Source organism: Pasteurella canis (assembly GCF_020810675.1).
GTDB lineage: Bacteria > Pseudomonadota > Gammaproteobacteria > Enterobacterales > Pasteurellaceae > Pasteurella > Pasteurella canis.
The window spans coordinates 131,284-156,508 of record NZ_CP085871.1 but is presented as its reverse complement, the minus strand read 5'-3'; the positions used below and the strand labels follow the sequence as shown (position 1 = coordinate 156,508).

Annotated in this window: 24 protein-coding genes and 1 pseudogene; 12 read left to right on the top strand and 13 right to left on the bottom strand. The window is 36.3% G+C overall.

Going from position 1 to position 25,225, the window contains the following annotated elements:
- Positions 1–19: 19 nt before the first annotated feature.
- From K7G93_RS00695 to ppdD, 4 genes are read right to left on the bottom strand one after another with little or no spacing between them, the layout of a single operon-like run.
- Positions 20–712 carry a prepilin peptidase gene (locus K7G93_RS00695; RefSeq protein ID WP_226690242.1) on the bottom strand — a complete coding sequence of 231 codons (693 nt, stop codon included), beginning with the start codon at positions 710–712 and terminating at the stop codon, positions 20–22.
- Positions 709–1,926: a type II secretion system F family protein gene (locus tag K7G93_RS00690; protein ID WP_226690241.1), complete on the bottom strand. Its 1,218-nt coding sequence runs from the start codon at positions 1,924–1,926 to the stop codon at positions 709–711. The genes K7G93_RS00695 and K7G93_RS00690 overlap by 4 nt, the downstream gene beginning before the upstream one ends.
- The gene (locus K7G93_RS00685) at positions 1,927–3,321 is read right to left on the bottom strand and encodes a GspE/PulE family protein (RefSeq protein WP_374107378.1); all 1,395 of its coding nucleotides are present in this window, start codon (positions 3,319–3,321) and stop codon (positions 1,927–1,929) included.
- Positions 3,321–3,755, bottom strand: coding sequence for a prepilin peptidase-dependent pilin (ppdD, locus tag K7G93_RS00680; RefSeq protein ID WP_226690380.1), 435 nt, complete (start codon positions 3,753–3,755; stop codon positions 3,321–3,323). The genes K7G93_RS00685 and ppdD overlap by 1 nt, the downstream gene beginning before the upstream one ends.
- Before the next feature lie 164 nt (positions 3,756–3,919).
- Between ppdD and ampD the strand changes: the two genes are divergently transcribed.
- The 6 genes and pseudogenes from ampD to tadA all read left to right on the top strand — a co-directional run bounded on the left by ampD (position 3,920) and on the right by tadA (position 8,641).
- Positions 3,920–4,516, top strand: coding sequence for a 1,6-anhydro-N-acetylmuramyl-L-alanine amidase AmpD (ampD, locus tag K7G93_RS00675; protein WP_115322358.1), 597 nt, complete (start codon positions 3,920–3,922; stop codon positions 4,514–4,516).
- Positions 4,517–5,065: 549 nt separating this feature from the next.
- Positions 5,066–5,534, top strand: a pseudogene (gene rppH, locus K7G93_RS00670) (RNA pyrophosphohydrolase); the annotation flags it as partial.
- Between the two features lie 124 nt (positions 5,535–5,658).
- On the top strand, positions 5,659–6,453 hold the full coding sequence (locus K7G93_RS00665) for a sulfite exporter TauE/SafE family protein (protein WP_049216473.1): 795 nt from the start codon (positions 5,659–5,661) through the stop codon (positions 6,451–6,453).
- 8 nt (positions 6,454–6,461) lie between these two features.
- A complete protein-coding gene (gene lgt, locus K7G93_RS00660) occupies positions 6,462–7,274 on the top strand; it encodes a prolipoprotein diacylglyceryl transferase (RefSeq protein ID WP_226690239.1) in 813 nt (270 codons plus the stop codon).
- Positions 7,271–8,122, top strand: coding sequence for a thymidylate synthase (locus K7G93_RS00655; RefSeq protein ID WP_228400396.1), 852 nt, complete (start codon positions 7,271–7,273; stop codon positions 8,120–8,122). The genes lgt and K7G93_RS00655 overlap by 4 nt, the downstream gene beginning before the upstream one ends.
- A gap of 18 nt (positions 8,123–8,140) precedes the next feature.
- The gene (tadA, locus tag K7G93_RS00650; protein WP_226690238.1) at positions 8,141–8,641 is read left to right on the top strand and encodes a tRNA adenosine(34) deaminase TadA; all 501 of its coding nucleotides are present in this window, start codon (positions 8,141–8,143) and stop codon (positions 8,639–8,641) included.
- Positions 8,642–8,793: 152 nt separating this feature from the next.
- Here the strand turns inward: tadA and pflA are convergent, their stop codons facing one another.
- The 4 genes from pflA to focA all read right to left on the bottom strand — a co-directional run bounded on the left by pflA (position 8,794) and on the right by focA (position 15,198).
- On the bottom strand, positions 8,794–9,534 hold the full coding sequence (gene pflA, locus K7G93_RS00645) for a pyruvate formate lyase 1-activating protein (RefSeq protein ID WP_049216479.1): 741 nt from the start codon (positions 9,532–9,534) through the stop codon (positions 8,794–8,796).
- A 162-nt stretch (positions 9,535–9,696) separates the two neighbouring features.
- Positions 9,697–11,736: an autotransporter domain-containing protein gene (locus K7G93_RS00640; RefSeq protein ID WP_226690237.1), complete on the bottom strand. Its 2,040-nt coding sequence runs from the start codon at positions 11,734–11,736 to the stop codon at positions 9,697–9,699.
- A gap of 182 nt (positions 11,737–11,918) precedes the next feature.
- Positions 11,919–14,243: a formate C-acetyltransferase gene (gene pflB, locus K7G93_RS00635; protein ID WP_115322353.1), complete on the bottom strand. Its 2,325-nt coding sequence runs from the start codon at positions 14,241–14,243 to the stop codon at positions 11,919–11,921.
- Positions 14,244–14,346: 103 nt separating this feature from the next.
- Complete coding sequence (gene focA, locus K7G93_RS00630; RefSeq protein ID WP_160531208.1) at positions 14,347–15,198, bottom strand: formate transporter FocA; 852 nt, start codon at positions 15,196–15,198, stop codon at positions 14,347–14,349.
- Positions 15,199–15,587: 389 nt separating this feature from the next.
- Here focA and hinT point away from each other — a divergent pair, with 389 nt between their 5' ends.
- From hinT to rlmC, 4 genes are read left to right on the top strand one after another with little or no spacing between them, the layout of a single operon-like run.
- Entirely contained in the window at positions 15,588–15,938 is a 351-nt protein-coding gene (gene hinT, locus K7G93_RS00625) for a purine nucleoside phosphoramidase (RefSeq protein ID WP_160531207.1), read from the top strand.
- Positions 15,938–16,288, top strand: a complete 351-nt coding sequence (locus tag K7G93_RS00620) for a DUF1425 domain-containing protein (protein ID WP_226690236.1) — start codon at positions 15,938–15,940, stop codon at positions 16,286–16,288. Before hinT ends, K7G93_RS00620 begins: the two co-directional genes overlap by 1 nt.
- A gap of 12 nt (positions 16,289–16,300) precedes the next feature.
- Positions 16,301–17,359, top strand: coding sequence for a beta-N-acetylhexosaminidase (gene nagZ, locus K7G93_RS00615; RefSeq protein ID WP_224046039.1), 1,059 nt, complete (start codon positions 16,301–16,303; stop codon positions 17,357–17,359).
- 1 nt (position 17,360) lies between these two features.
- Positions 17,361–18,521 (top strand): 23S rRNA (uracil(747)-C(5))-methyltransferase RlmC, encoded by a 1,161-nt coding sequence (rlmC, locus tag K7G93_RS00610; protein WP_226690235.1) that lies wholly within the window; start codon positions 17,361–17,363, stop codon positions 18,519–18,521.
- Positions 18,522–18,581: 60 nt separating this feature from the next.
- Here the strand turns inward: rlmC and pfkA are convergent, their stop codons facing one another.
- The 5 genes from pfkA to ung form a co-directional block, all read right to left on the bottom strand.
- Positions 18,582–19,547 (bottom strand): 6-phosphofructokinase, encoded by a 966-nt coding sequence (gene pfkA, locus K7G93_RS00605; protein WP_049216492.1) that lies wholly within the window; start codon positions 19,545–19,547, stop codon positions 18,582–18,584.
- 96 nt (positions 19,548–19,643) lie between these two features.
- Positions 19,644–20,558: a cation diffusion facilitator family transporter gene (locus K7G93_RS00600; RefSeq protein WP_049216493.1), complete on the bottom strand. Its 915-nt coding sequence runs from the start codon at positions 20,556–20,558 to the stop codon at positions 19,644–19,646.
- Entirely contained in the window at positions 20,559–21,125 is a 567-nt protein-coding gene (locus tag K7G93_RS00595; RefSeq protein ID WP_049216496.1) for an HI_0983 family protein, read from the bottom strand.
- A 1-nt stretch (position 21,126) separates the two neighbouring features.
- Positions 21,127–21,903 (bottom strand): peroxide stress protein YaaA, encoded by a 777-nt coding sequence (gene yaaA / locus K7G93_RS00590; protein WP_049216498.1) that lies wholly within the window; start codon positions 21,901–21,903, stop codon positions 21,127–21,129.
- 16 nt (positions 21,904–21,919) lie between these two features.
- On the bottom strand, positions 21,920–22,588 hold the full coding sequence (ung, locus tag K7G93_RS00585; protein ID WP_049216499.1) for a uracil-DNA glycosylase: 669 nt from the start codon (positions 22,586–22,588) through the stop codon (positions 21,920–21,922).
- A 276-nt stretch (positions 22,589–22,864) separates the two neighbouring features.
- On the opposite strand from ung, the gene grcA reads away from it, so the two are divergent.
- Positions 22,865–23,248 (top strand): autonomous glycyl radical cofactor GrcA, encoded by a 384-nt coding sequence (grcA, locus tag K7G93_RS00580; RefSeq protein WP_049216501.1) that lies wholly within the window; start codon positions 22,865–22,867, stop codon positions 23,246–23,248.
- Positions 23,249–23,428: 180 nt separating this feature from the next.
- Positions 23,429–25,225: a translation elongation factor 4 gene (gene lepA / locus K7G93_RS00575; protein WP_226690379.1), complete on the top strand. Its 1,797-nt coding sequence runs from the start codon at positions 23,429–23,431 to the stop codon at positions 25,223–25,225.

Genomic DNA, 25,225 nt, shown 5'->3' with positions numbered 1-25,225 from the left:
AACTGATCATACTTTCGCTTTACCAATTAAGCAATATTATGAAGATATTTGCTATACAAAGAAAAGGCGCAAAGGGAAGCTGGTAATATACTTGTTGATAAAGTTTCGCCCAAAATACATATCCTATAGCAAAACAACAAGCCATCAAAACAAACAAAGGCAATTGAGACCAATCTAATACGGTACTCAGCCCTAACATTAACCAATAATCCCCTCTTCCTAAGGCTTCCTTTCTATAAATCCATCTCGCTAATAGATAAATCACATAAAATACGACAAAACCAATGAATGCACTTTGTAGACTTTGCTCAAGTGTAATAGGACTTATATTCGTCCAAGCAGCTCCAATACCCAAAACAAACAATATCTGACATGATGGTAATGAAATAAGTTGGTAATACCAATCTATTAATGAAATACAAATTAATAAACTCATATAAAAGGCAAGAAACAATGCTTTATATGGCGTATCAAAGACATAATAACAAGTAATAAATAAAACAGAAAAACAGATAAAAAAAACAGAAAAATGACCGCACTTTATTACAGATGGCGCAGCTGACTGTTGCATAATTTCTGGCATCTTGGGTTCAAACATCGCACGATATGCTTGATACACGTCTTGACTAACCCAATATATAAAGCGTGATACATAATAATGAACAACCAATCCGACTACACTCCCCATCAAAATAAAAACCAACAAACTCATTGAATAACTGCTCCCATATTAAAGATGGGTAAATACATACCAAGCATAATCAACCCGATTAACCCACCAATGATTAACATCAGTAAAGGTTCTAGCGTCTGAGCCAGTAAATCTATTTGATGTTCTAATTTAAGTTGGTAGTTATCAGCAAGATACTGCAAAATATCAATAAATTTCCCACTTTTCTCGCCAATTTGTAACATCTGCTGTGCTGAATCAGGGAATACATTAAAACTAACCGATTCAGAAAAAGTACTTCCAGATGAAATTTGTTTCAAAATTGACTTAACTTCACTTACTAACACTAAATCATATTGTAATGTTAACTTTGGCTGCCAACTCTTCTGCTGTGGCACAAAGCAATTTAGTGCTTGAGTTAAAGGAAGACCAGATGACAACATAAGATGTAAATTACGGCAAAAATAAACTAATCGATTAAGCTGAACGAGCCGACTTAAATATGGGATTAATCGAATTAATTTTATTTTTTGTCGATTCAGCCAGAGAGAATGCTTTAATTGTGAACGAATCAATAGGATAAATAAACTCAATATCAGTATTATTTGGAAAAAATACATTTGCAAGCCAGCTGATAAATATAGTAATAGAGAGGTGAAAACGGGTAAGGGTTGATTTTCATAAAGCTCAGCGAACTGTGGCACAATAAATAACAATAATAATGCTGTTAAAATCAAAGAAATACCCAAGACAATGATGGGATAAAATAAAATTTTTTGTATTCGATACTGTAAACTCAACACTTGCTTACGTTGTTCCGCAATTTGTTGACATATCTGTGGTAATTTTCCTGTCATTTCAGCAATATAAATCAATTGTTGTTCTTGCGCTGTTACATACTGTTCTACAGACTGTAACGCAACTGAAAATGAATAGCCATTATCCAAACTTGTCAATAAACTCATTAACCATTGAGTTAATTGGATATTAGTACAATTTTGTTGCACTATCTGTAAACTTGCTTTTAATGGTATTGTCGATTGAAGAAGAAAAGCAAGCTGTGCCCAGAAATCACATATTTCACTACTCTTCGGTTTAGTTGAAAATTGCCAATCTTGTTGTAATCTAAGTTGCTTAAAGCCACGAGATATCAATCGCTGCTTAGCCAATTTCTCCGTTTGAGCAATAATCATTCCTTTCTGTGTTTGCTGTAACCGATTAACACCACGCCAACGAAATAGTTTCAACTTACTCATTCAATCTCCCAAAACACGTTGAACTTCTTTTTCATCAGTAATACCCAAGCGAACTTTTTCTATAGCGCTTTCTTTTAAGCTATTAAAATCCAATACAAACTGTCCTGACTGATCTTTTTGTAGAAATTGATATACACCAATCCGCCCAGCATAACCTTGATAACAACCACAATCATTCTGCGTCTTTCTAATACATTTCACACAACATTTACGTACTAATCGTTGTGCAATAACAAGCAATAAAGAATGATCAATTTCATGTTGCTGAATACCAAGTTGTTGTAACCGAGAAAGAGCTGACTGAGCATCATTGGTATGTAATGTAGAAAGGACTAAATGGCCTGTTTGAGCGGCTCGTAATGCTATCGCCGCAGTGTCTTCATCACGAATTTCACCTAACATTATAATATCAGGATCTTGGCGTAAAAAAGCACGTAATAAGCGACTAAAATCAAGTCCTATTTGAGGATTAATTTGAGTTTGAATGATTCCTTCTAGCTCAACTTCAATTGGGTCCTCTGCACTTAAAATGTGTTTTTCTGTGCTATTTAACCAAGTTAGAGCAGTGTAAAGCGATATGCTTTTACCACTTCCTGTTGGCCCAGTAACTAGAATCAATCCTTGTGGCTGTTTTAACGCTTTTTGAAAAGATTGTTGTTGAAGCTGACTCATGCCTAAAGCAGAAAAAGTAAGAGTCACTGGCTTATTATATTGTAAGCGCAATACAACTTTTTCTCCCCAATGCGTTGCCAATGTCGAAAGACGGAAATCAAGAATGTCCGAAAATGCCGTCTTAAATTGAAAGCGCCCATCTTGAGGCAGGCGAGTCTCACTGATATCTAATTTAGCCAGTAATTTTAAACGAGTAATCAATCTACTTGCCAACGATAGCGCTAAAGGAGATTGTAACTGCAATACTCCATCTATACGAAAACGTAGCTGTAATAAATGTGCTTGTGGTTCAAAATGAATATCTGACGCTTTTTGCTGTAATGCTCGCTCAAAAATCTGATTGAGTAAATGAATGATTGGCTCATCTAATGTGGTATCCATCTCTATTTGCTGTGTGGTGGGATAACAAATCTGTGGAGCTTCCTCTATATGTAAGTCTGTCGGTAATAGTTGTTGTAATGCATTTTTTAACTCTTGGGTTGTTAATAAAATTGGTTCTACCACTTTATTAGATAAAAAAGCAAAAGTTTCACAAGCAGATAAATTCGTCAGTGAATCGAGCCCCAGCCAAAGTGTTTTTTCATCTTCTTGTAACGGTAAGGCAAAATAGCGCAGTAATATATTTTGCTGTTGCTGATTTCTTTGCCATAAATGTTGAGGAATTTCAATCGACTCTCCATTTATCGTTACTATACGCAATGAGGAAGACATATTTATTTGCATTATGAGCAAAGCCCTGCTGGAAACAAGGCAACATGTTCACCACAATCCGACCGCCAAGTTATCCCCTGAGCAGCACTACCTGAAGGTATTAATTTATAAGTAATACCTGCCAAACTATTTTGACCAATCACTGCAATCTCGCCAGATTTTACACTTAATGATTTTAAATATTTTTTACCCACGTTAATTTCTGCTGTAATACCATGACTTCCAGCATTACAAGAAGCTATATTATTAGTATTATAAATACATAGCTCAACTTCAGCACGATAAGGTGCTGCCGCCTGTAATAATTCAGCTATAGCAGCTTTTTTAGTATAATTTTGATAAGAAGGAATGGCGACAGTCGCTAAAATAGCTACAATAGCAACAACAATCATTAACTCAATTAAAGTAAATCCCTTTTGAATAGGAAGAGAGAAATATCGTTTCATCATAAACACCTTTTGTAAAAAGTGGGCTGCGATGACAGCCCTAAAAATAGATAGGTTGCTAAACGGACTAAGAACGAATTTAGCTAATGAAGTCTTTCACAAAAGAAAAAATAAACAAAATTAACCGTATTTTTTCTCGATCTTGATCGCAAAATGAGTATTTTATGACAAAAAAATTCCCAAGCTGCATACAACAAGGGTGGATAAATGACGCAAGAAAAGTTCACTCGCCACACTTTGATCAGCGCCCTGATCCACAAGATATTTCACTGTTAATTATTCATTATATTAGTCTCCCCCCAGAACAATTCGGTGGGACGTATATTGACGATTTTTTCCTTGGTAGGCTTGATCCTAGCCAGCACCCTTATTTTGCAGAAATTCATGAAATGCGCGTATCTGCTCATTGTTTGATAGATCGTCAAGGGAGAATTACACAGTATGTCGCATTCCACAATCGAGCTTGGCATGCAGGGCTTTCTGAATTTCAAGGTAGAGAGAAATGCAATGATTTTTCAATTGGTATCGAGCTTGAAGGGAGTAATCTGCAACCTTTTACTTTGCAACAATACAATGCTCTCGTTAGTCTTACGCAAGAAATAATGCACACTTACCCATTAATTACGCTAGATCGTATTGTAGGACATTCAGATGTCTCGCCAGGTAGAAAAATCGACCCAGGACAATATTTCGATTGGCAATACTATCGAGCAATGATAAATGAATGTTCGAAAAACAAACAAAATAACACATGCGAATAATACTATTTTGAGCACAAAGGAAATAAAGCATATCTATTTGATTTTTAATAGAATATCAAAATGTACAGTTCAATATAACTTAATCAATTTGAGTTATTAAACTGAATTCACGGATCCAGCCACAATTTTATCCACAGAAACAGTGAATAACTTACTCTCTAAAAAAATAGAAAAATAATCACGCTTTTTTACTTAAGAATATACATTTTTTAAGCTCAACTTAATCGTTAAAAAATGTGTAATCACTATGTCAAGTAGTAGTATGATTAAAAAGTAAAATATCATAATCAAAAACAACATAACTATCAGATATATATCATCTTTTTTCTGAAAACTTTTTTTCTATTCTGTGGTTATATAAAAGTTGTAAACAGAATTATCCACAAATAGTCCACGGCATATGCTTGTGAAGAGAATTGGCATAGTTCACAAAATTAAAATAAAGCCTTCGTTTTACTTAGATTACTAGTTGAGAAAATAATAATTATATGAAACAATCGATAAATTATTTTAGAAAAGCTTAATAAAAATTTTTAAGGTGAAACGCTAGTGATCGATTTCGATGGCTACCGTCCAAATGTGGGTATCGTTATCTGTAATAACAAAGGTCAGGTACTCTGGGCAAAAAGGTATGGACAAAATTCTTGGCAATTTCCTCAAGGCGGTATTAATGATAATGAAAGCGCCGAACAGGCTATGTATCGAGAATTATTTGAGGAAGTTGGTCTATCACCCAAAGATGTAAAAATCTTATATGTATCAAAACATTGGCTACGCTATAAATTACCTAAACGCTTGCTACGCCATGATAGTATACCAATGTGTATTGGGCAGAAACAACGCTGGTTTCTGTTACAACTCGTCTCTGATGAAAAGAATATTGATATGCAATCCAGCAAATCTCCTGAATTTGATGGATGGCGTTGGGTAAGCTTTTGGTATCCTGTTCGTCAAGTTGTTTCATTTAAAAAAGACGTTTATCGCAAGGCAATGAAAGAGTTTGCAACAGTATTATTCGATAATACGAAAGATATTTTTATTAATAAAGATAACGATATTAGTACAAAGCGAATTCATCCAACTAAAAAATCCTCATCAATAAAAAATTCCAAACGACAACATTACAAACATAGGGGTTGATTATGATCACCTTTTTTATTATATGCCTCGCAGTTGGGGCATTCGCTGGCTTTTTAGCTGGTTTATTTGGTATTGGCGGCGGTTTAATTATTGTCCCTGTCTTAGTTTATTTAATGCCTAAATACATTGGTGTGCCAGAGTCTATGTTGATGGCTTGTGCTCTAGGTACTTCTTTTGCAACTATTATTATTACCAGCTTTTCCTCCGCACAAAGACATCATAAATTAGGTAATGTTGTATGGGATGTTGTTAAAATTCTTGCACCTATCATTATGGTAACAACCTTTATCTCTGGTTTTTTTATCAGTTATTTGCCAAAAGATATTTCATCTAAGCTCTTTGCTTGTTTAGTTGTTTACTTGTCTATCAAAATGTTTCTCTCTGTTAAACCAAAACCTGTCACTAAAGTATTAACAAAAACATCAACTATTATTGCTGGTATCTTCATTGGTATGGCATCAAGTGCAGCTGGTATTGGTGGCGGCGGATTTATTGTGCCATTCTTAAATTCAAGAGGTATTGATATGAAAAAAGCAATTGGCTCTTCGGCAGTATGTGGCAGTCTATTAGCACTAGCAGGCATGTTGAGTTTTATTATTGCTGGTTGGGGAGCAGAAGGTTTACCTGATTATTTTGTAGGATATGTGTATTTACCCGCCCTATTAGGCATAACTCTTACTTCTATTTTTACATCAAAAATTGGGGCAACCTTAACCTCTATTTTACCTGTCCCAATACTAAAAAAAGCATTTGCAATCATGCTACTTATCCTTGCAATAAATATGATTTTTAAATAAGGCACTTTATGCAATCAAATTATTTTTCATTCCCACAGTTTGACCCCGTGATATTTGAACTTGGTCCAATTGGTTTACGTTGGTATGGTTTAATGTATCTTATTGGTTTTATTTTTGCACGCTGGCTTGCTGTACGTAGGGCAAATCAAGCTAATAGTGATTGGACAACAGAACAAGTTGATAGCTTATTGTTCAATGGTTTCATGGGCGTATTTTTAGGTGGAAGAATAGGTTATGTATTCTTCTATCAATTCGATTATTTTCTTCAAGATCCTGCCTATTTATTCCGAGTCTGGGAAGGTGGTATGTCATTCCATGGCGGATTACTTGGTGTCATTTTATCAATGCTTATCACAGCAAAAATACAAAAACGTGGTTTTTGGCAGACAGCTGACTTCGTCGCGCCATTAATTCCCTTCGGCTTAGGAATGGGGAGAATTGGTAACTTTATTAATGATGAACTGTGGGGACGGGTTACAGACGTTTCATGGGCAGTACTCTTCCCATCAGGAGGTTATCTCCCACGTCACCCTTCACAATTATATGAAGCCGTTTTAGAAGGTTTAGTTTTATTCTTTATTTTAAATTGGTTTATACAAAAACCACGCCCAATAGGTTCAGTTGCTGGTTTATTCTTATTTTTCTATGGGCTATTCCGCTTTATTGTTGAATTTTTCCGTGAACCTGACGCACAACTTGGATTATATTTTGGTCAACAAATTTCAATGGGACAAATTCTTTCTATGCCAATGATCATCATTGGTGCCATCATCGTTATGGTTGCTTATAAAAGTGCTGCCAAAAAAGGAGAAACGTCATGAAACACTATTTAGAACTCTGTCAGCGTATCGTTGATGAAGGTGTTTGGATTGAGAATGCGCGTACAGGTAAACGTTGCCTCACTGTGATTGATGCAGCTCTCACTTATGATGTCGCTAATAATCAGTTTCCACTAATTACAACGCGAAAAAGCTATTGGAAAGCAGCAATTGCAGAATTACTCGGTTATATCAGAGGATATGATAATGCGGCAGATTTTCGCAAACTTGGTACAAAAACATGGGATGCTAATGCTAATGAAAATGCTGATTGGTTAAAAAACCCACATCGTAAAGGTATTGATGATATGGGACGCGTTTATGGTGTACAAGGTCGTGCTTGGCGGAAACCAAATGGTGAAACTGTTGACCAATTACGTAAAATTGTAAACAATCTGAGTAAAGGAATTGACGATCGCGGTGAAATTATAACCTTTTTTAACCCAGGTGAATTTGATCTTGGTTGCTTGCGCCCTTGTATGCATACTCATACGTTTTCACTTTTAGGTGATAATCTCTATCTCACTAGTTATCAACGTTCTTGTGATGTTCCACTTGGTTTAAACTTCAACCAAATTCAAGTATTCACATTCTTAGCACTTATGGCACAAATTACAGGGAAAAAAGCAGGTCAAGCCTACCATAAAATTATTAATGCGCACATTTATGAAGATCAACTTGATCTGATGAAAAATGTACAATTAAAACGAGAGCCATTACCGCTACCCAAACTAGAGATTAATCCAGATATCAAAACATTAGAAGACTTAGAAACCTGGGTCACGATAGATGATTTTAAGGTTATTGGTTATCAATGTCATGCTCCAATTAAATACCCATTCTCCGTTTAATCAATACGAGAGGAAAAAGTGCGGTCAGTTTTAGACGAAAAATGGATGAAATATGCTCTCACATTAGCCGACAAAGCCGAAGCCTTAGGTGAAATCCCAGTCGGAGCTGTATTAGTTGATGATGAGGGGAATATTATTGGAGAAGGCTGGAATTTATCTATCATCAATTCTGACCCAACCGCTCATGCAGAAATCGTTGCACTGCGCCAAGCTGGGCAAAAGTTACAAAACTATCGTTTACTTAATACAACACTTTACGTCACACTAGAGCCTTGTACGATGTGTGCTGGAGCGATCTTACATAGTCGTATCAAGCGGCTAGTTTTTGGTGCCTCTGATTATAAAACTGGCGCAGTAGGTTCACGTTTCCATTTCTTTGATGATTATAAAATGAATCACTGCGTCGAAATTACTAGTGGTGTATTGCAAAAAGAATGCAGCCAAAAACTTAGTGCGTTTTTCCAAAAACGTAGAGAGCAGCAAAAAGCCGATAAGCACAAAACCAATATTGAGAGGTAAAATAGTGATCTATGGGTGCTAAGAATTATTGATAATATTTTGATATGTTTTCACTTAATACTTAAAAAAATAAATAGCATATTAATTTACTTTTTAGAATATAAAAAGGCTAACAATTAATTTATTAGCCTAACTTCTACATGATGTAATTTTTAATACTTCACAATATGTCCATATCCTTCAAGGATAGTTTTGATATGTTCCAAAGATTCTTTTGTTGGTGGTGAAACATCCTCTAGCTCATATTTTTCACCTAATGCCTCCCACTTGTGAGCACCTAAGCGGTGATATGGGAGTAACTCTACTTTCTCAATATTCTTCATATCTTTAATGAAATTACCTAATAAATGAATATCATCATCTGCGTCGGTATAGCCAGGCACAACAACATAGCGAATCCAAACCGCTTGATTGCGCTTTGCTAAGTATTGGGCAAACTCCAAAGTACGTTTATTAGGCACTCCAATCAAATTTTGATGAACTTTATCATTGAGCTGTTTTAAATCAAGCAGAACTAAATCCGTGACATCCATTAACTCATCAATAATATGATCATAATGGCGCACAAAACCATTCGTATCTAAGCAAGTATGAATTCCAGCTTCTTTACAAGCTCGAAACCAATCACGAACAAATTCTGCCTGCAATATAGCTTCACCACCAGAAGCCGTCACCCCACCACCAGAAGCCTTCATAAAATGACGATATGTCACGACTTCTCGCATAAGCTCATCTACAGTAATTTCCTTACCTCCATGTAAATCCCACGTATCTCGGTTGTGACAATACTTACAGCGCATCAAACAACCCTGCAAAAATAAAATAAAACGAATCCCTGGCCCATCAACCGTACCACAAGATTCGAATGAATGAATTCTTCCCACAGTAGACATAATAAATCCTTCAAAAAATTTTGATTATTATAATCGAAATTTGAGCAGATTGTTGTGAATTATTCGACTATATTATTTTACATAAAACTAAAAAACTCGGTGTTTAATAGAATAAACACCGAGTAAATAATCAAAACAAACAAAAAGGACAACCACTTTTTGTTAGAATTCTAGACCAATACCCGCCTGAAATGTTGTTTTTGAGAGGTTATCTTTTCGCCCTAAATCACGGCTAAAACCAAGGTTAGCATACAAGCCACTATTTATAGGCTTAAATTGGAACCCCGCCATTATATTTAGCCATGCTTTATCTTGTTGTGCTAATTTTGTGGCAAAAGTACTACCATTTAAACTAGCTTTAACTATAGGCTGATCATTATCCCATTCTTTCACCCAACGCGTCGTCACATAAGGCTGCCAAGTAGTAGCATGATAGCGTAAATCAATTCCAACACCACTACGTAAACTCTTTTCGCTACGAGATTCAAATTGCATTTGTGTAATTCCCTGATTACGCTCACTAAATGCTGCAAGGTCAGTTTTCGTTTTATAGATATCAGCAATAAATGCAACCCCAACATTCTCCACTTTCCACTCATAACCTGCAAATAATCCCATACTTAAACTTTCAGCTTCGGTTTCACCTGATTGATAATGAGTAGAGTGACCAATATAAGCAGCTCTGTCCGTGGCTAACTTTGTATTATTGACTTGGATTGCACTACCTAACCACCAATTATCAGCATCATAACGAAGTGCGGTACTTAATATGCGATTTTTTGTGTCTACATGAACTAAACCATTTTGTAGATCTTGTTTTTGCTGACTCGCTACAACTGCTAATTGCCATTGAGGATTAAACTGTACTTTCGCACCAATATGTAAACTATGTCCTTGATTTTGTTTTTGATAAGCAACTAATGTATCAACGGTTTGCTCAGTTTGACGCATTAAACGATTTCGATTACTTTCTAGACGAATAAAATCCAATGCAAGCTCAGTTTGTTGCTGTACAACCTGAGTTAAAATTCCCATATCTTTTGGTGTTTGTAACACATTAAGAATATAGTCAGACATGGCTTTATGTGCTGTGGGACCTGGGTGGAAACTATCTGCAAATAAACGTTGGCTTGCTAAAGTTTGATCAGTTGGGCGACAAGCTGCTTTATTTGGATCGGCAGTACTGTCTTTACAAACAACGGTCGTTGTATTATTTAATCCATATTCTGCTGGACGTGCAATCATATCTTTTAATAAACCATCGGTATCAATACGTACAATATTACCCCCTACTTGATTTAATGCAGATGTAATACTCGCATTCAATAAAGCGGTAGCTTGTGCGGCTTGCTGAACGATTTCTTTGTATTCTTTGATTAAAGTTTCTGCAATGCTTTTTGCATTATAGCCTGCTGCTGAAAGTGCTAACTTTGTATACCATGCTCGGCTATTGTAAAAATCTTCTGCTGCTTTCTCCAATGTTTTTATTCTATGTAATTCAAACTCTTGTGTATTCAGAGTAGCCCGACTTAACATCTGTTCTACAGCACCTTTAAAATTGGCTACAAAATCAGTTTTTTTGATTAAATTTAATGATTTAGACTGAATCTGTGCTCCTGCCGCTTCCCCTAATTTATCAAAAAACTCTGGTGTGTAAGTCACATTTGGAATCGTTGGTGCAATAATTTGAGTGACACCTGCTTGCTGTAATGCACCCCATTGTTGTGCCATAGTCTGTGCCATTTGGTTAATACTACCTAATACATAAGCCTGCTTTTCTTCAGGCGTTGTTTTGGTCACAGCATTGGCCAATACAGTCGCTAAATCATTTCCCCCCGCCCATAAAATATGTAATGCCTCTTTTTTAACAGGCGTGTTTAAATAAGTATTAACTTGATTTTGTAATGCTAAATTAGGCTGTTGATTCGTTCTTTCATTATTTGTCCCTACAATGACTCCCCCACTGTAGGCATAGCTTGTTCCACCTTGAGTAGAAGACGTTAATTTTCCACCTAATGCTTGTGCAAGATATTCATTATAGAGAAAGTGATATTTTCCATCTGCATTCAAATAAGAGGCTTTTTTATTCCAATTTGTTTGCCCCATGTCACTCAAACTATCACCAAATACTACAATATCTTGTGCCAAACTAGCAGTACTAAGTGAACACAATAGTGCACAGAAAAGTTTATTTATTTTCACAATTGATCCCTTCAAAGTTAATTTAATGCAAAAAAATCGAAGCAATCATAAAATCACAAGGGAAAGATACCTAGACAGACCAGTACTGGTATGAACAGACAAGAAGAGTAGTGGTCAGAGTTCAAAACATAAAAAAAGCCTCTGTATAAAATACAGAGGCTAATAAAGATTAAATATATTACTTACATTGCTTGAGTGAATGTACGTGTAATAACATCTTGTTGCTGCTCTTTTGTTAAAGAGTTGAAACGTACAGCATAACCAGAAACACGAATAGTTAATTGTGGATATTTTTCTGGATTTTCCATTGCATCTAACAACATTTCACGGTTCATTACGTTTACGTTTAAGTGTTGACCGCCTTCAATAGTTGCTTCGTGGTGGAAATAACCATCCATTAAACCCGCAAGGTTACGTTTTTGTGCTTCATAATCTTTACCTAATGCATTTGGTACGATTGAGAAGGTGTATGAAATACCATCTTTCGCGTATGCAAATGGTAATTTGGCAACAGAAGTTAATGAAGCTACTGCACCTTTTTGGTCACGACCATGCATTGGGTTCGCACCAGGTCCGAATGGTGCACCAGAACGACGACCATCTGGAGTGTTACCTGTTTTCTTACCGTATACCACGTTAGAAGTGATAGTAAGAACAGATTGAGTTGGAACAGCGTTACGATATGTACCCAATTTTTGGATTTTCTTCATAAAGCGTTCAACTAAGTCACATGCGATTTCGTCTACACGGTTATCGTTGTTACCGAATTGTGGATATTCACCTTCAATTTCAAAGTCGATTGCCACATTTTTCGCAACGCCAACCACTTCACCTGCTTTGTTTTTGATTTCAATATCACCACGCACTGGTTTCACTTTCGCATATTTAATTGCAGATAATGAGTCCGCTGCTACAGAAAGACCTGCGATACCACACGCCATTGTACGGAATACATCACGATCGTGAAGTGCCATTAATGCGGCTTCATATGCATATTTATCGTGCATAAAGTGAATGATATTCAATGCTGTCACATATTGTTTTGCTAACCAATCCATAAAGCTGTCTAAGCGAGTCATGACATCTTCATAATCTAAGTATTCGCTTGTAATTGGTTCAGTCTTCGGTCCAACTTGGTCGCCAGATTTCTCATCCACACCACCATTGATTGCATATAGTAAAGTTTTCGCTAAGTTTGCGCGTGCACCAAAGAATTGCATCATTTTACCAACGATCATTGGTGATACGCAGCATGCAATCGCGTAGTCATCATTTTGGAAATCAGGGCGCATTAGGTCATCGTTTTCATACTGAACAGATGAAGTATCGATAGACACTTTAGCAGCGTAGCGTTTGAAACCTTCTGGTAATTTTTCAGACCAAAGAATTGTTAAGTTTGGCTCTGGAGAAGGACCCATTGTGTAAAGGGTATGTAAGATACGGAAGCTGTTTTTAGTGACTAATGTACGACCATCTAAGCCCATACCAGCTAACGTTTCAGTTGCCCACATTGGGTCGCCTGAGAATAATTGATCGTATTCTGGCGTACGTAAGAAACGTACCATACGTAATTTCATGACTAAATGGTCAATTAATTCTTGTGCTTCTTGTTCTGTAATTTTACCTGCTTTTAAATCACGCTCAATATAGATATCTAAGAATGTAGAAACACGACCAAATGACATTGCAGCACCATTTTGTGATTTAACCGCTGCAAGGTATGCAAAATAAGTCCATTGAACTGCTTCTTGTGCATTAGTTGCTGGACCAGAAATGTCATAACCATAAGACGCTGCCATTTCTTTCATTTTGCCCAAAGCACGATGTTGCTCTGCAATTTCTTCACGTAATTGAATCGTTGCTTGGATATCTTCGCCACGCTCTAATTTGTCTTGTAATGAAGTAAATTGTTTAAATTTATCTTTCATTAAAAAGTCTGCACCATAAAGAGCCATACGACGGTAGTCACCAATGATACGACCACGTCCATAAGCGTCTGGAAGACCCGTAATTACGCCTGATTTACGGCAACGCAAGATATCTGGTGTGTAAACATCGAATACACCTTGGTTATGTGTTTTACGGTATTCTGTGAAGATTTGTTCAATTTCAGGTTTTAGCTCACGACGATAGACTTTACATGAACCTTTCACCATATTGATGCCACCAAATGGCATGATCGCACGCTTCAAAGGTGCGTCAGTCTGTAAACCAACGATTTTTTCTAAATCTTTGTTGATATAACCTGGCGCATGAGATGTAATCGTTGACGGGGTATCTGTGTCAATATCATAAGGTTCGTGGGTTTTATTTTCCACTTTGATTTTTTCCATGACATCTGCCCAAAGCGTACTTGTCGCTTCAGTTACATCAGCAAGGAATGATTCATCACCTTCATAAGGCGTATAGTTTTTCTGGATGAAATCACGTACGTTAACTTCAGTTTGCCAGTCACCACCAGTAAAGCCTTCCCAAGCTTTTTGTTGAGCTTCAGTTAATTGACTCATATTGAATTACCTTCTATTAATTTAGAATAAAAAATCTTGTGATACTCACACAAAGTCGATCAAAACAGCGATAAAACGACCGCACTTTGCAACCTAAAACCAACTAATGTGGACGATTAATGTACCACTGTGCTAAAGCAACACAGCCAGCACCACCCACGATGTTCCCCAAGGTCACAGGAACTAAATTTTTTACAACAAAATGATATATATCTAAATCAGCAAATTCTGCTGGATTCATAGCAATAGCTTGCCAAAATTCAGCAGAAGCAAAATTAGCCACCATCATTCCCATTGGAATCATAAACATATTTGCTACACTATGCTCAAAACCAGACGCAACAAACATAGAAATTGGCAAAATCATTATAAGCGCTTTGTCCAAAAGTGTCCGCCCTGCGTAAGTCATCCATACCGCAATACATACCATGATGTTACAGAAAATACCTAATGCAAATGCCTCTACCCAAGTATGATGAATTTTATGTTGTGCAGTCTTTAAAATAGTTAATCCCCATTGTCCATGAGCTGCCATAATTTGACCAGCAAACCATGTTAATAACACGATAAAAATTGCACCGACAAAATTTCCAAAATAGACAACAGCCCAATTACGTAACATTTGAAAAGTTGAGATTCGGCCACTCACACGCGCAACCGCAGTCATCGTAGAAGAAGTAAATAACTCAGAACCACAAACAACGACCATAATAACACCAAGCGAGAAAACAATACCTCCAACCAGCTTGGTTAATCCCCAAGGTGCATCACCATTACCTGTTTGAGTTGTTGCATAAAAAACGAAAGCAATTGCAATAAAAGCACCTGCTGGAATCGCAGAAAAGAATGAGTAGAGTTGTTTTTTAGTTGCTTTATAAACACCGACATCCTCGCCAATCTGTGCCATCTTCACTGGTGACACAATGCAGGTTGACGTTGAATCTTCAGTTTTCATCCGTAATCTCCCTAGACATGAATAGCATTTGATAGCTGTCGGTTTCAAAATATGAAAGCTCGAATAATTTAAAAAAATTTTATTTTTTATAAGATTTGTTAATTATAGGGAGTTTTACACCAAAATAAAAGCATTTTACAGTTTAAAAAACACTCAAAACAAGATTTCCTTATGCTAGATCAAATTATTATTAATTTATATTACATTTCAATAACTTAACATTTAATTAAAATATAAAAAACAAAAATTTAACAATCAATTTTTAATCATATTTAACTCAACTTTTAATCAACTTTATCAGTTACTCAACTTACAGTAAAAAATTGCTATTTTTGCCTTTTTCTGTTAAAAAAGCACTGTTTTAAATTCAATTGAAAAGGATGCTCAACATGACCGAAGAAACTATTTTTAGTAAAATTATTCGTAAAGAAATTCCTGCCAATATCGTTTATCAAGATGAGTTAGTAACTGCATTCCGTGATATTTCACCACAAGCGAACACTCATATTTTGATTATCCCTAATAAACTAATCCCTACTGTAAATGATGTAACTGAGCAAGATGAAATAAGTTTGGGGCGCCTATTTACTGTTGCAGCGAAGCTGGCTAAACAAGAAGGTATTGCGGAAGAAGGTTATCGTTTAATCGTAAACTGTAATAAACATGGTGGGCAAGAAGTATTCCATTTACATATGCACCTTGTCGGTGGTGAGCCATTAGGAAAAATGTTAACAAAATAATGAAAAAACTGACCGCACTTCTATTGACGAGTTTACTATTGATTGGTTGTGGCTCAAACAAATCCGCTAACTTATTAAGAACAACACAGCCTATTTTGAACATAGAGGCTGGTGTTGCTTCTGTTATTGAAGCAAAAATTACGCCTGATTCTGCATGGGTCAAAAACAAAACTGAACAGCCATTGAATTTGGCTTACCACTTATTTTGGTATGATAAAAATGGGGTAACACAACAACAGTTTGCAATATCGTCCTTTTTATCCTTACTTGGTTATGAAAAACAGGATATACCATTAATAAAACCGACAGAACAAAGCGTAAATTACCGTTTGTATATCAGTGAGCAATAAAAAAGAGGCGATATGTCAACACTACTGATAGATCTACAAGGTCATGAACTCCTACAAGAAGAAGTTGAATTATTAAGCCACCCGCTTGTTGCGGGTTTAATTTTGTTTACACGAAATTTTCATGATCGTGAACAAATCCAAGCTTTAGTAAAATCAGTCCGTCAACGGGTTAAAAAAGATCTGTTAATTACAGTTGATCAAGAAGGGGGGCGAGTACAACGCTTCCGAGACGGTTTTACCCAATTACCTGCGATGCAAGCTTTTACTCAATTGATTGAAGAACCATTGCAACAGCTAGAAATGGCACAACAAGCTGGCTGGCAAATGGCAGCAGAAATTACTGCACTAGATATTGATTTAAGTTTTGCTCCTGTACTTGATTTAGGACACCAATGTAAAGCAATTGGTGATCGTAGTTTCCATACTCACCCTCAAATTACTAGTGATATGGCTAAAGCCTTTATTCAAGGTATGCAACAAGTTGGCATGGCAACGACAGGTAAACACTTTCCTGGACATGGGCATGTCATCGCGGACTCTCACTTGGAAACCCCATACGATAAACGCTCAAAACCAGAGATTTTTGCACAAGATATCATGCCATTTCAACGACTTATCGAACAAAACTTGCTAAGTGCCGTTATGCCAGCCCATGTCATTTATAGCCAATGCGATAGCCAACCTGCTAGCGGTTCACATTATTGGCTAAAACAAATATTACGCAAACAACTGGGCTTTCAAGGCACTATTTTCTCTGATGATTTAGGGATGAAGGGGGCAGGATTTATGGGGGATTTTGTCGCACGCTGTGAACAGTCACTCAATGCTGGTTGTGATTTACTCTTACTTTGTAATGAACGCGATGGCGTGATCCAAGTATTAGATCATTTAAAATTAACAGAAAATCAATCACATTTTTTATTACGCCAGACTCGTTTACAACAGTTATTTAAACGTAAATCATTTAGCTGGTTAGATTTAGAACAGAATACCCGTTGGCTAGAAAATCGTAAGAAACTGACAGCGATTCAACAAGATTGGCTTAACTATAAAGCAAAATATGTAAATTAATATGTCATTAACACTCCCTTGCCAACATTATGAACAAAATCATTGCCGTTCGTGCCAATGGCTAGAACTCCCTTATTCTGCCCAGCTTGAACGTAAGACACAGCATTTAAAACAACAATTAACTCATTTAGATTGCTCACAAACAACATGGATTGCTCCTTATCAATCGCCTTTAAGTACGTTTCGTAATAAGGCTAAAATGGCAGTGAGTGGTACAGTCGAACGCCCAATTCTGAGCCTCCCTCAAAACAATGTGGATCTAACAGATTGTCCACTTTACCCAACACACTTCGTTGCTATTTTTCACATTTTAAAAGACTTCATTGCTCGTGCAGGCTTAGTGCCCTACAACATTACAAAACAAAAAGGTGAACTTAAGTATATTTTACTTACGGAAAGTCAGCTTGATGGTGGTTTAATGCTACGCTTCGTATTACGTTCAGAAACAAAACTAGCGTTAATTCAACGTGAATTTGCAGGTTTGTTAAAAAAATTACCACAACTAAAAGTAGTCAGCCTAAATATTCAGCCACAGCATGCCGCTATTTTAGAAGGTGAGAAAGAAATTTTTCTTACTGAACAACAAACATTGGAGGAGTCTTTTAATCTAATCCCCCTTTTCATCCGTCCACAAGGTTTTTTTCAAACTAACCCCTCTGTTGCCTCAGGTTTATATGCAACAGCACAAAATTGGATAAAAAACCTACCGATTGAAAAGCTTTGGGATCTTTTTTGTGGTGTAGGTGGTTTTGGCTTACATTGTGCAAAAGCATTAAAACAAGCTAATCCAACTAAAAAAATTGAATTAATCGGGATTGAAATTTCCCCCTCAGCGATTAAGGCTGCAATGCTCTCTGCTCGTCAATTAGGTTTAGAGCATGTACGCTTTCAACCCCTAGATGCAACAAAATTTGCTCTAGAACAGTATCAAACACCAGATTTAGTGATTGTTAATCCACCTCGACGTGGTATTGGTAACAAACTAGCTCAATTTCTTAATCAATTAGCGCCTCATTTTATTTTATATTCAAGTTGTAATGCAGAAACTATGGGGAAGGATTTAGGAGATTTAACCCACTATCAACTCGAAAAGATTCAACTCTTTGATATGTTTCCACATTCCCATCATTATGAAGTACTGTGTTTATTAAAAAAGAAATAAAAATAAAATAGAAATAAAAAACGGTGGAAAGTTTCCACCGTTTTTTAAGAAAAAGCCTAATTAATCTAGACGTTTAGAAAGCGCTAGCCAATCTGCTTTAAACTCACGGCGCATATTATTAATGGCATCAATAATATCATGGTGAACCAATTGCTCATTTTGGATACCTACGCAGTAGCCTCCTTTTCCCTGCATTAACAAATCAACTGCATAAACTCCCATACGAGAACCTAAAATACGGTCGAAAGCACAAGGCGTACCGCCACGTTGGATATGTCCTAAAATAGTTGCTCGAGTTTCGTGTTTTACCCGTTGTTCAATTTCACGAGCAAGCTCATTTACATCACAAATTAATTCTGTAATTGCGATAATCGCATGGCGTTTGCCTTTAATGATACTGCGTTCAATTTGCTGAATAAGTTCTTCACGATTGAAAGCAACTTCAGAAGCGACGATATATTCACATCCCCCTGCAATACCTGCTGAAATCGCTAAATCACTACAGTGACGTCCCATAATTTCAACAATAGAAATTCGTTGATGTGAACTTGATGTATCACGTAAACGGTCAATAGCTTCTACTGCTGTTTCAAGGGCAGTTTGATAACCGATAGTATAGTCAGTGCCTGCTACATCATTATCAATAGTACCTGGAATACCCACACATGGGAAACCATGTTCTTCGGTTAATAATTTTGCTCCCATGTAAGAACCATCACCGCCAATCACAACTAAAGCGTCAATACCGTGTGAACGTAAAATTTCTGCACATTTTGCACGTACTTCTGGATTTTTAAATTCGGGAAAACGTGCTGAGCCTAAAAATGTCCCCCCTCGGTTAATGATATCAGACACACTATAACGGGTCATTTGTTTGATTTTATTGTGATATAAACCGTAATAACCCTCATAGATGCCATATACCTCTAAACCTGCCGCAAGTGCAGATCGTACAACTCCTCGAATGGCGGCATTCATACCTGGCGCATCACCGCCACTGGTTAATACTGCTATTTTCTTTATCATAATCTAAACCTTTTAAACTAAAAATGAATTCACAAATCGCCGCTAAGATTACACTATTCACTGCAACTGCTCTAGCAAAATTTATCAAAAAAACTATTACATTTGATCTAGCTTCGCATTTTCTAATTTTTCAGCCTGAACTACACTTGTTGGCTCATGATGAATCACAATATCCACTAACGAAAATGTTTCTCGCAAGCGCTGCTCAAGCTGTTCAGTAATATCATGGGCCTCTAAAAAAGAGAGATGATCATCTAACTCCAAATCAAATTGAATAAAACGTACTGCACCAGATTGACGAGTACGTAAATCATGGAAACCTAAAATACGCTTATCCCATAAGATAATTTGTTCAATTTGTTGGATCTCATTTTCAGGTAAAGCACGATCTAATAATAATTGCACCGCATCAAATAACATTTTAAGTGCACTAACTAAAATATAGATTGCAATTAAAATTGCGCCAATCGCATCTGCAAGCAAAAAATCAAATACAGTTAAAATTAATGAAAGCAAAATTGCGACATTCATAAATAAGTCAGTTTGATAATGCAAACGATCAGCTTTAATGGCTGGACTTCCTGTTTTTTTTACAATTCGACTTTGGTAATAAACTAATGCAGAAGTGATAACAATAGAAAAGCAAATAACACCAATCCCTAAATTCGTATTCGTTAAAGGCTGTGGTTCATTAAAACGATGAATCCCTTGCAATAATAGAAAAACAGCAGACCCAGAGATAAATGCACTTTGAATCAAAGATGCAAGCGATTCTGCTTTACCATGACCGAAAGAATGATTTTCATCCGCTGGCATCAAAGCAAAACGTAAAATCACCATATTTAAAAAAGAAGCAGCAAGATCTAAAGTCGAATCCACAACTGAAGCTAGCATACTAACGGAACCCGTTTCCCACCAAGCAAAACCTTTTACAACAATCAGCATTAATGCAGTATAAACAGCACAATTAGCTGCTTTTTTTACTTGTGAAGAATAGATTTTCTCTTCCATTTATTCACAAGTCCATTGCCAATCACGATTTTTAACATGCTTCATTTCTTTTTCTACTACATATTTTTTCAAATAACGTACAACTTTTTTATTACTCATATTACGGATTTTTTTCGTTCTTGGTATTTTCAATGAATACTGATATTGTACAAATCCACAACCTTGTACCGTTTTCCCTTTAGCCACATCAACTTGCCAATCATTATTTTTCACTGTTGGTTCATAAATCACGAAAGCATATAAACTGTCATCTTGGGCTTGCAATTTAAAGTTTTTTACACCAGTATTTCGATAAACACGCTCACGCAAAGCAATACGCTCATCCAAAGTTGTTTTTGCTTGGTTACGATCTAATAATAATTCCACCGCACTTTTCCAATGAGATAAACTTTCTCCTTTTTCTAAATAAAAGAAACGTGCCATTGGTCCCAAATCTTGTTGTGCAACTAATTCATAAGTATGCTTATTATGTGTAATTTGTTGTGGTACAGAAAGCTGTGAAGATAAAGTGCAACCACTTAGTAAAATCGCTAAAAGTGCGGTTAAAATAAAGAAAACTTTTTGCATATTATTCCACCAAATCACGTTTAAATACTAACTCAGTTTCACTCGAACTTGCTGCATCAAACCAATAGCCACCTAAATCAAACTCTTTCAGTTGCTCAATTTCTGTTAAACGGTTCTGAATAATATAACGACACATAAGCCCTCTCGCTTTCTTTGCATAAAAACTGATGACTTTGTATTTACCATTTTTATTATCCAAAAACACTGGTTTAATTACTGTTGCTTTTAACGCTTTTTCTTTTACTGACTTATAATATTCATCAGAAGCCAAATTAATCAGAATATTATCCCCTTGTTCATCAAGAGCTTGTTGCAATGTGGTTGTGATAATCTCATCCCAAAAAGCATAGAGATCTTTACCTTTTTTATTAGCTAATTTGGTCCCCATTTCTAAACGATAAGGTTGCATTAAATCTAATGGTTTTAACAAACCATATAATCCCGATAACATACGTAAATGTTGTTGTGCGAATTCTACATCTTGATGGGATAAGCTTTCCACGTCTAATCCTGTGTACACATCCCCTTTAAACGCGTAAATTGCTGCTCGTGCATTTTGCGTATGATGTTCCCTTTGCCATTCTGCAAAACGTGCAAAATTCAATCCTGCTAGTTTATCGCTAATAGACATTAACGAGGCAATTTGATCTGGTGAAAGTTGGCGGCAAACTTCAATTAATTGTTCACTATAATCAGTTAACTGCGGTTGAGAAAAATTAAATTCTGGTACCACACTTTCAAAATCTAATGTTTTTGCTGGCGAAATAATAGCTAACATACCTGTATTTCCTATCTTAAATTGAATCTAATTGCCATTGAATTGGCGTCAGCCCTTTTTGTATAAGATACTGATTTGCTTTAGAAAAATGTTTACAGCCCAAAAAACCACGATGAGCAGACAACGGAGAAGGATGTGGTGCTGTTAATACACAGTGTTTCTGACGATCAATAAACTGCCCTTTTCGCTGTGCATGGCTCCCCCAAAGTAGAAAAACTAAATGTTCACGTTGCTCATTCAATATGGCAATGACACGATCAGTAAAAGTTTCCCAGCCAAAATTAGCATGTGAGTGAGCTTTTCCCTGCTCAACAGTCAACACTGTATTCAACATCAATACCCCCTGTTCCGCCCAAGGAATTAAATAACCATGATTCGGAATTTTAAAACTTGCGATGTCCTGTGATAGCTCTTTATACATATTAACTAAGGAAGGTGGAGGGGCAATTCCTGGCTTGACAGAAAAAGCTAAGCCATGTGCTTGGTTTGGACCGTGGTAAGGATCTTGTCCTAAAATAACGACTTTAACTTGTTCAAACTCCGTTAATTGAAATGCGCTAAACACTTCTTGTGGTGGAGGATAAATGACCCGCCCAGATGTTCTGGCTTGATGAACAAGTGCAAGAATTTGCTTAAAATAAGGTTGCTCTTTTTCTATACCGATTACATCTTTCCAGGTTTTCATTTTTCTCTCCTCTCAATACTTTGCTGATTATAAATAACTTCAAGCAAAATTGACAGTTAGAGCATTATCATTGTTAAATATTTGTTTGCTTTTTGTTAAATTAAAGTTTTTAAAAATCATAAACTTAAACTTAATTTTGATTTATATCAAAATTTAAAAATTACTCAATAAAAATACCTTGTTCCACGTCAAAACAATTTGAAATCATCAAAAATTTTGATAAAATTCTGACCAATTAAAACTGATTAACAAATCGCCAATTTTAGGAGGCATACAATGATTAAAGGTATTCAAATTACTCAAGCTGCTAATGACAATCTATTAAATTCATTTTGGTTATTAGATAGCGAAAAAGGTGAAGCACGTTGTTTATGTGCTAAAGGTGAATTCGCTGAAGATCAAATCGTTGCTGTAAGTGAATTAGGTCAAATTGAATATCGCGAGTTACCAGTTGATGTTGCACCGACTGTAAAAGTAGAAGGTGGTCAACACTTAAACGTAAACGTATTACGTCGTGAAACATTAGAAGATGCAGTAAACAACCCTGAAAAATATCCACAATTAACAATCCGTGTTTCAGGTTATGCTGTACGTTTCAACTCATTAACACCAGAACAACAACGTGATGTAATTACACGCACTTTCACTGAAAGCTTATAATTTTCCCCTTTCTCTATAAAAATGCCCCAAACTAGATGGGGCATTTTCTTATGATAAATAATACATCAATACCTCTATTTCAAACCCCTTTTCAGCTATTGCTAGCGCACCACTGAATATTCGGGTAAAATTCACCAGTTTAACTTTATCGAATTTTTAATGAATAAAATTGATTCAAATATGAAAAATATACGTAACTTTTCAATTATTGCACACATTGACCATGGCAAATCAACATTATCTGATCGCTTAATCCAAACTTGTGGAGGGTTATCTGATCGCGAGATGGAAGCCCAAGTTCTAGACTCAATGGATCTAGAGCGTGAGCGAGGTATTACGATCAAAGCACAAAGTGTAACCTTGAACTACAAAGCAAAAGATGGTGAAACATACCAGCTAAACTTTATTGATACACCTGGACATGTTGACTTTTCTTATGAAGTTTCTCGTTCACTAGCTGCTTGTGAAGGTGCGCTACTGGTTGTAGATGCTGGACAAGGTGTAGAAGCTCAAACACTTGCTAACTGTTACACTGCAATAGAAATGAACTTAGAGGTTGTACCAATTTTAAATAAAATTGATTTACCTGCAGCAGATCCTGAACGTGTTGCAGAAGAAATTGAGGATATTGTTGGTATTGACGCGATGGAAGCGGTACGTTGTTCTGCAAAAACAGGACTGGGCATTGAAAATGTCTTAGAAGAAATCGTTCATAAAATTCCCGCACCAGAAGGAGATTCAACTGCCCCCTTACAAGCATTAATTATTGACTCTTGGTTTGATAACTATTTAGGTGTAGTTTCTTTAGTACGTATAAAAAATGGTACCTTACGTAAGGGTGATAAAATTAAAGTCATGTCAACTGGGCAATCTTACAATGTCGATCGCCTCGGTATCTTCACACCAAAACAAGTAGACACAACCGTTTTAAACTGTGGTGAAGTAGGCTGGGTAGTTTGTGCAATTAAAGATATTTTAGGCGCGCCTGTAGGCGATACTTTAACTTTACACAATAATCCTGCTACATCCGTCTTGCCAGGCTTTAAAAAAGTCAAGCCACAAGTTTACGCAGGTTTATTCCCAATTAGCTCTGATGATTACGAGGCTTTTCGTGATGCATTAGGCAAACTAAGTTTAAATGATGCCTCTCTATTCTACGAGCCAGAAAACTCAACCGCACTTGGTTTTGGCTTCCGTTGTGGTTTCCTAGGTTTATTACATATGGAAATCATCCAAGAGCGTTTAGAACGCGAATATGATTTAGACTTAATTACAACAGCCCCAACTGTTGTATATGAAGTGGAGCTAACAAGTGGTGAAGTATTATATGTGGATAGTCCATCTAAACTACCGCCATTAAACAATATTGCAGAAATTCGTGAGCCGATCGCAGAATGTAATATGTTATTACCACAAAATTACTTGGGTAATGTGATTACATTATGTGTCGAAAAACGTGGCGTACAAACCAATATGGTTTACCACGGCAACCAAGTTGCGTTGACATATGAAATTCCAATGGGAGAAGTCGTCCTTGATTTCTTTGACCGTTTAAAATCTACTTCTCGTGGTTACGCTTCATTAGATTATGGTTTTAAACGATTCCAAGCGGCTGATATGGTACGTGTCGATATTATGATTAATGGTGAGCGTGTTGACGCACTTGCTCTTATCGTACATAAAGACAATGCACAATATCGCGGTCGTGAATTAGTAGAAAAAATGCGTGAGTTAATCCCTCGCCAACAATTTGATATTGCGATTCAAGCTGCAATTGGTAACCACATTATTGCTCGTTCAACAGTAAAACAATTACGTAAGAACGTATTAGCAAAATGTTACGGTGGTGATGTCAGTCGTAAGAAAAAACTGTTACAAAAACAGAAAGAAGGTAAAAAGAGAATGAAATCGTTAGGTAATGTTGAAGTACCTCAAGAAGCATTTTTAGCTATTTTACATGTTGGAAAAGATAAATAA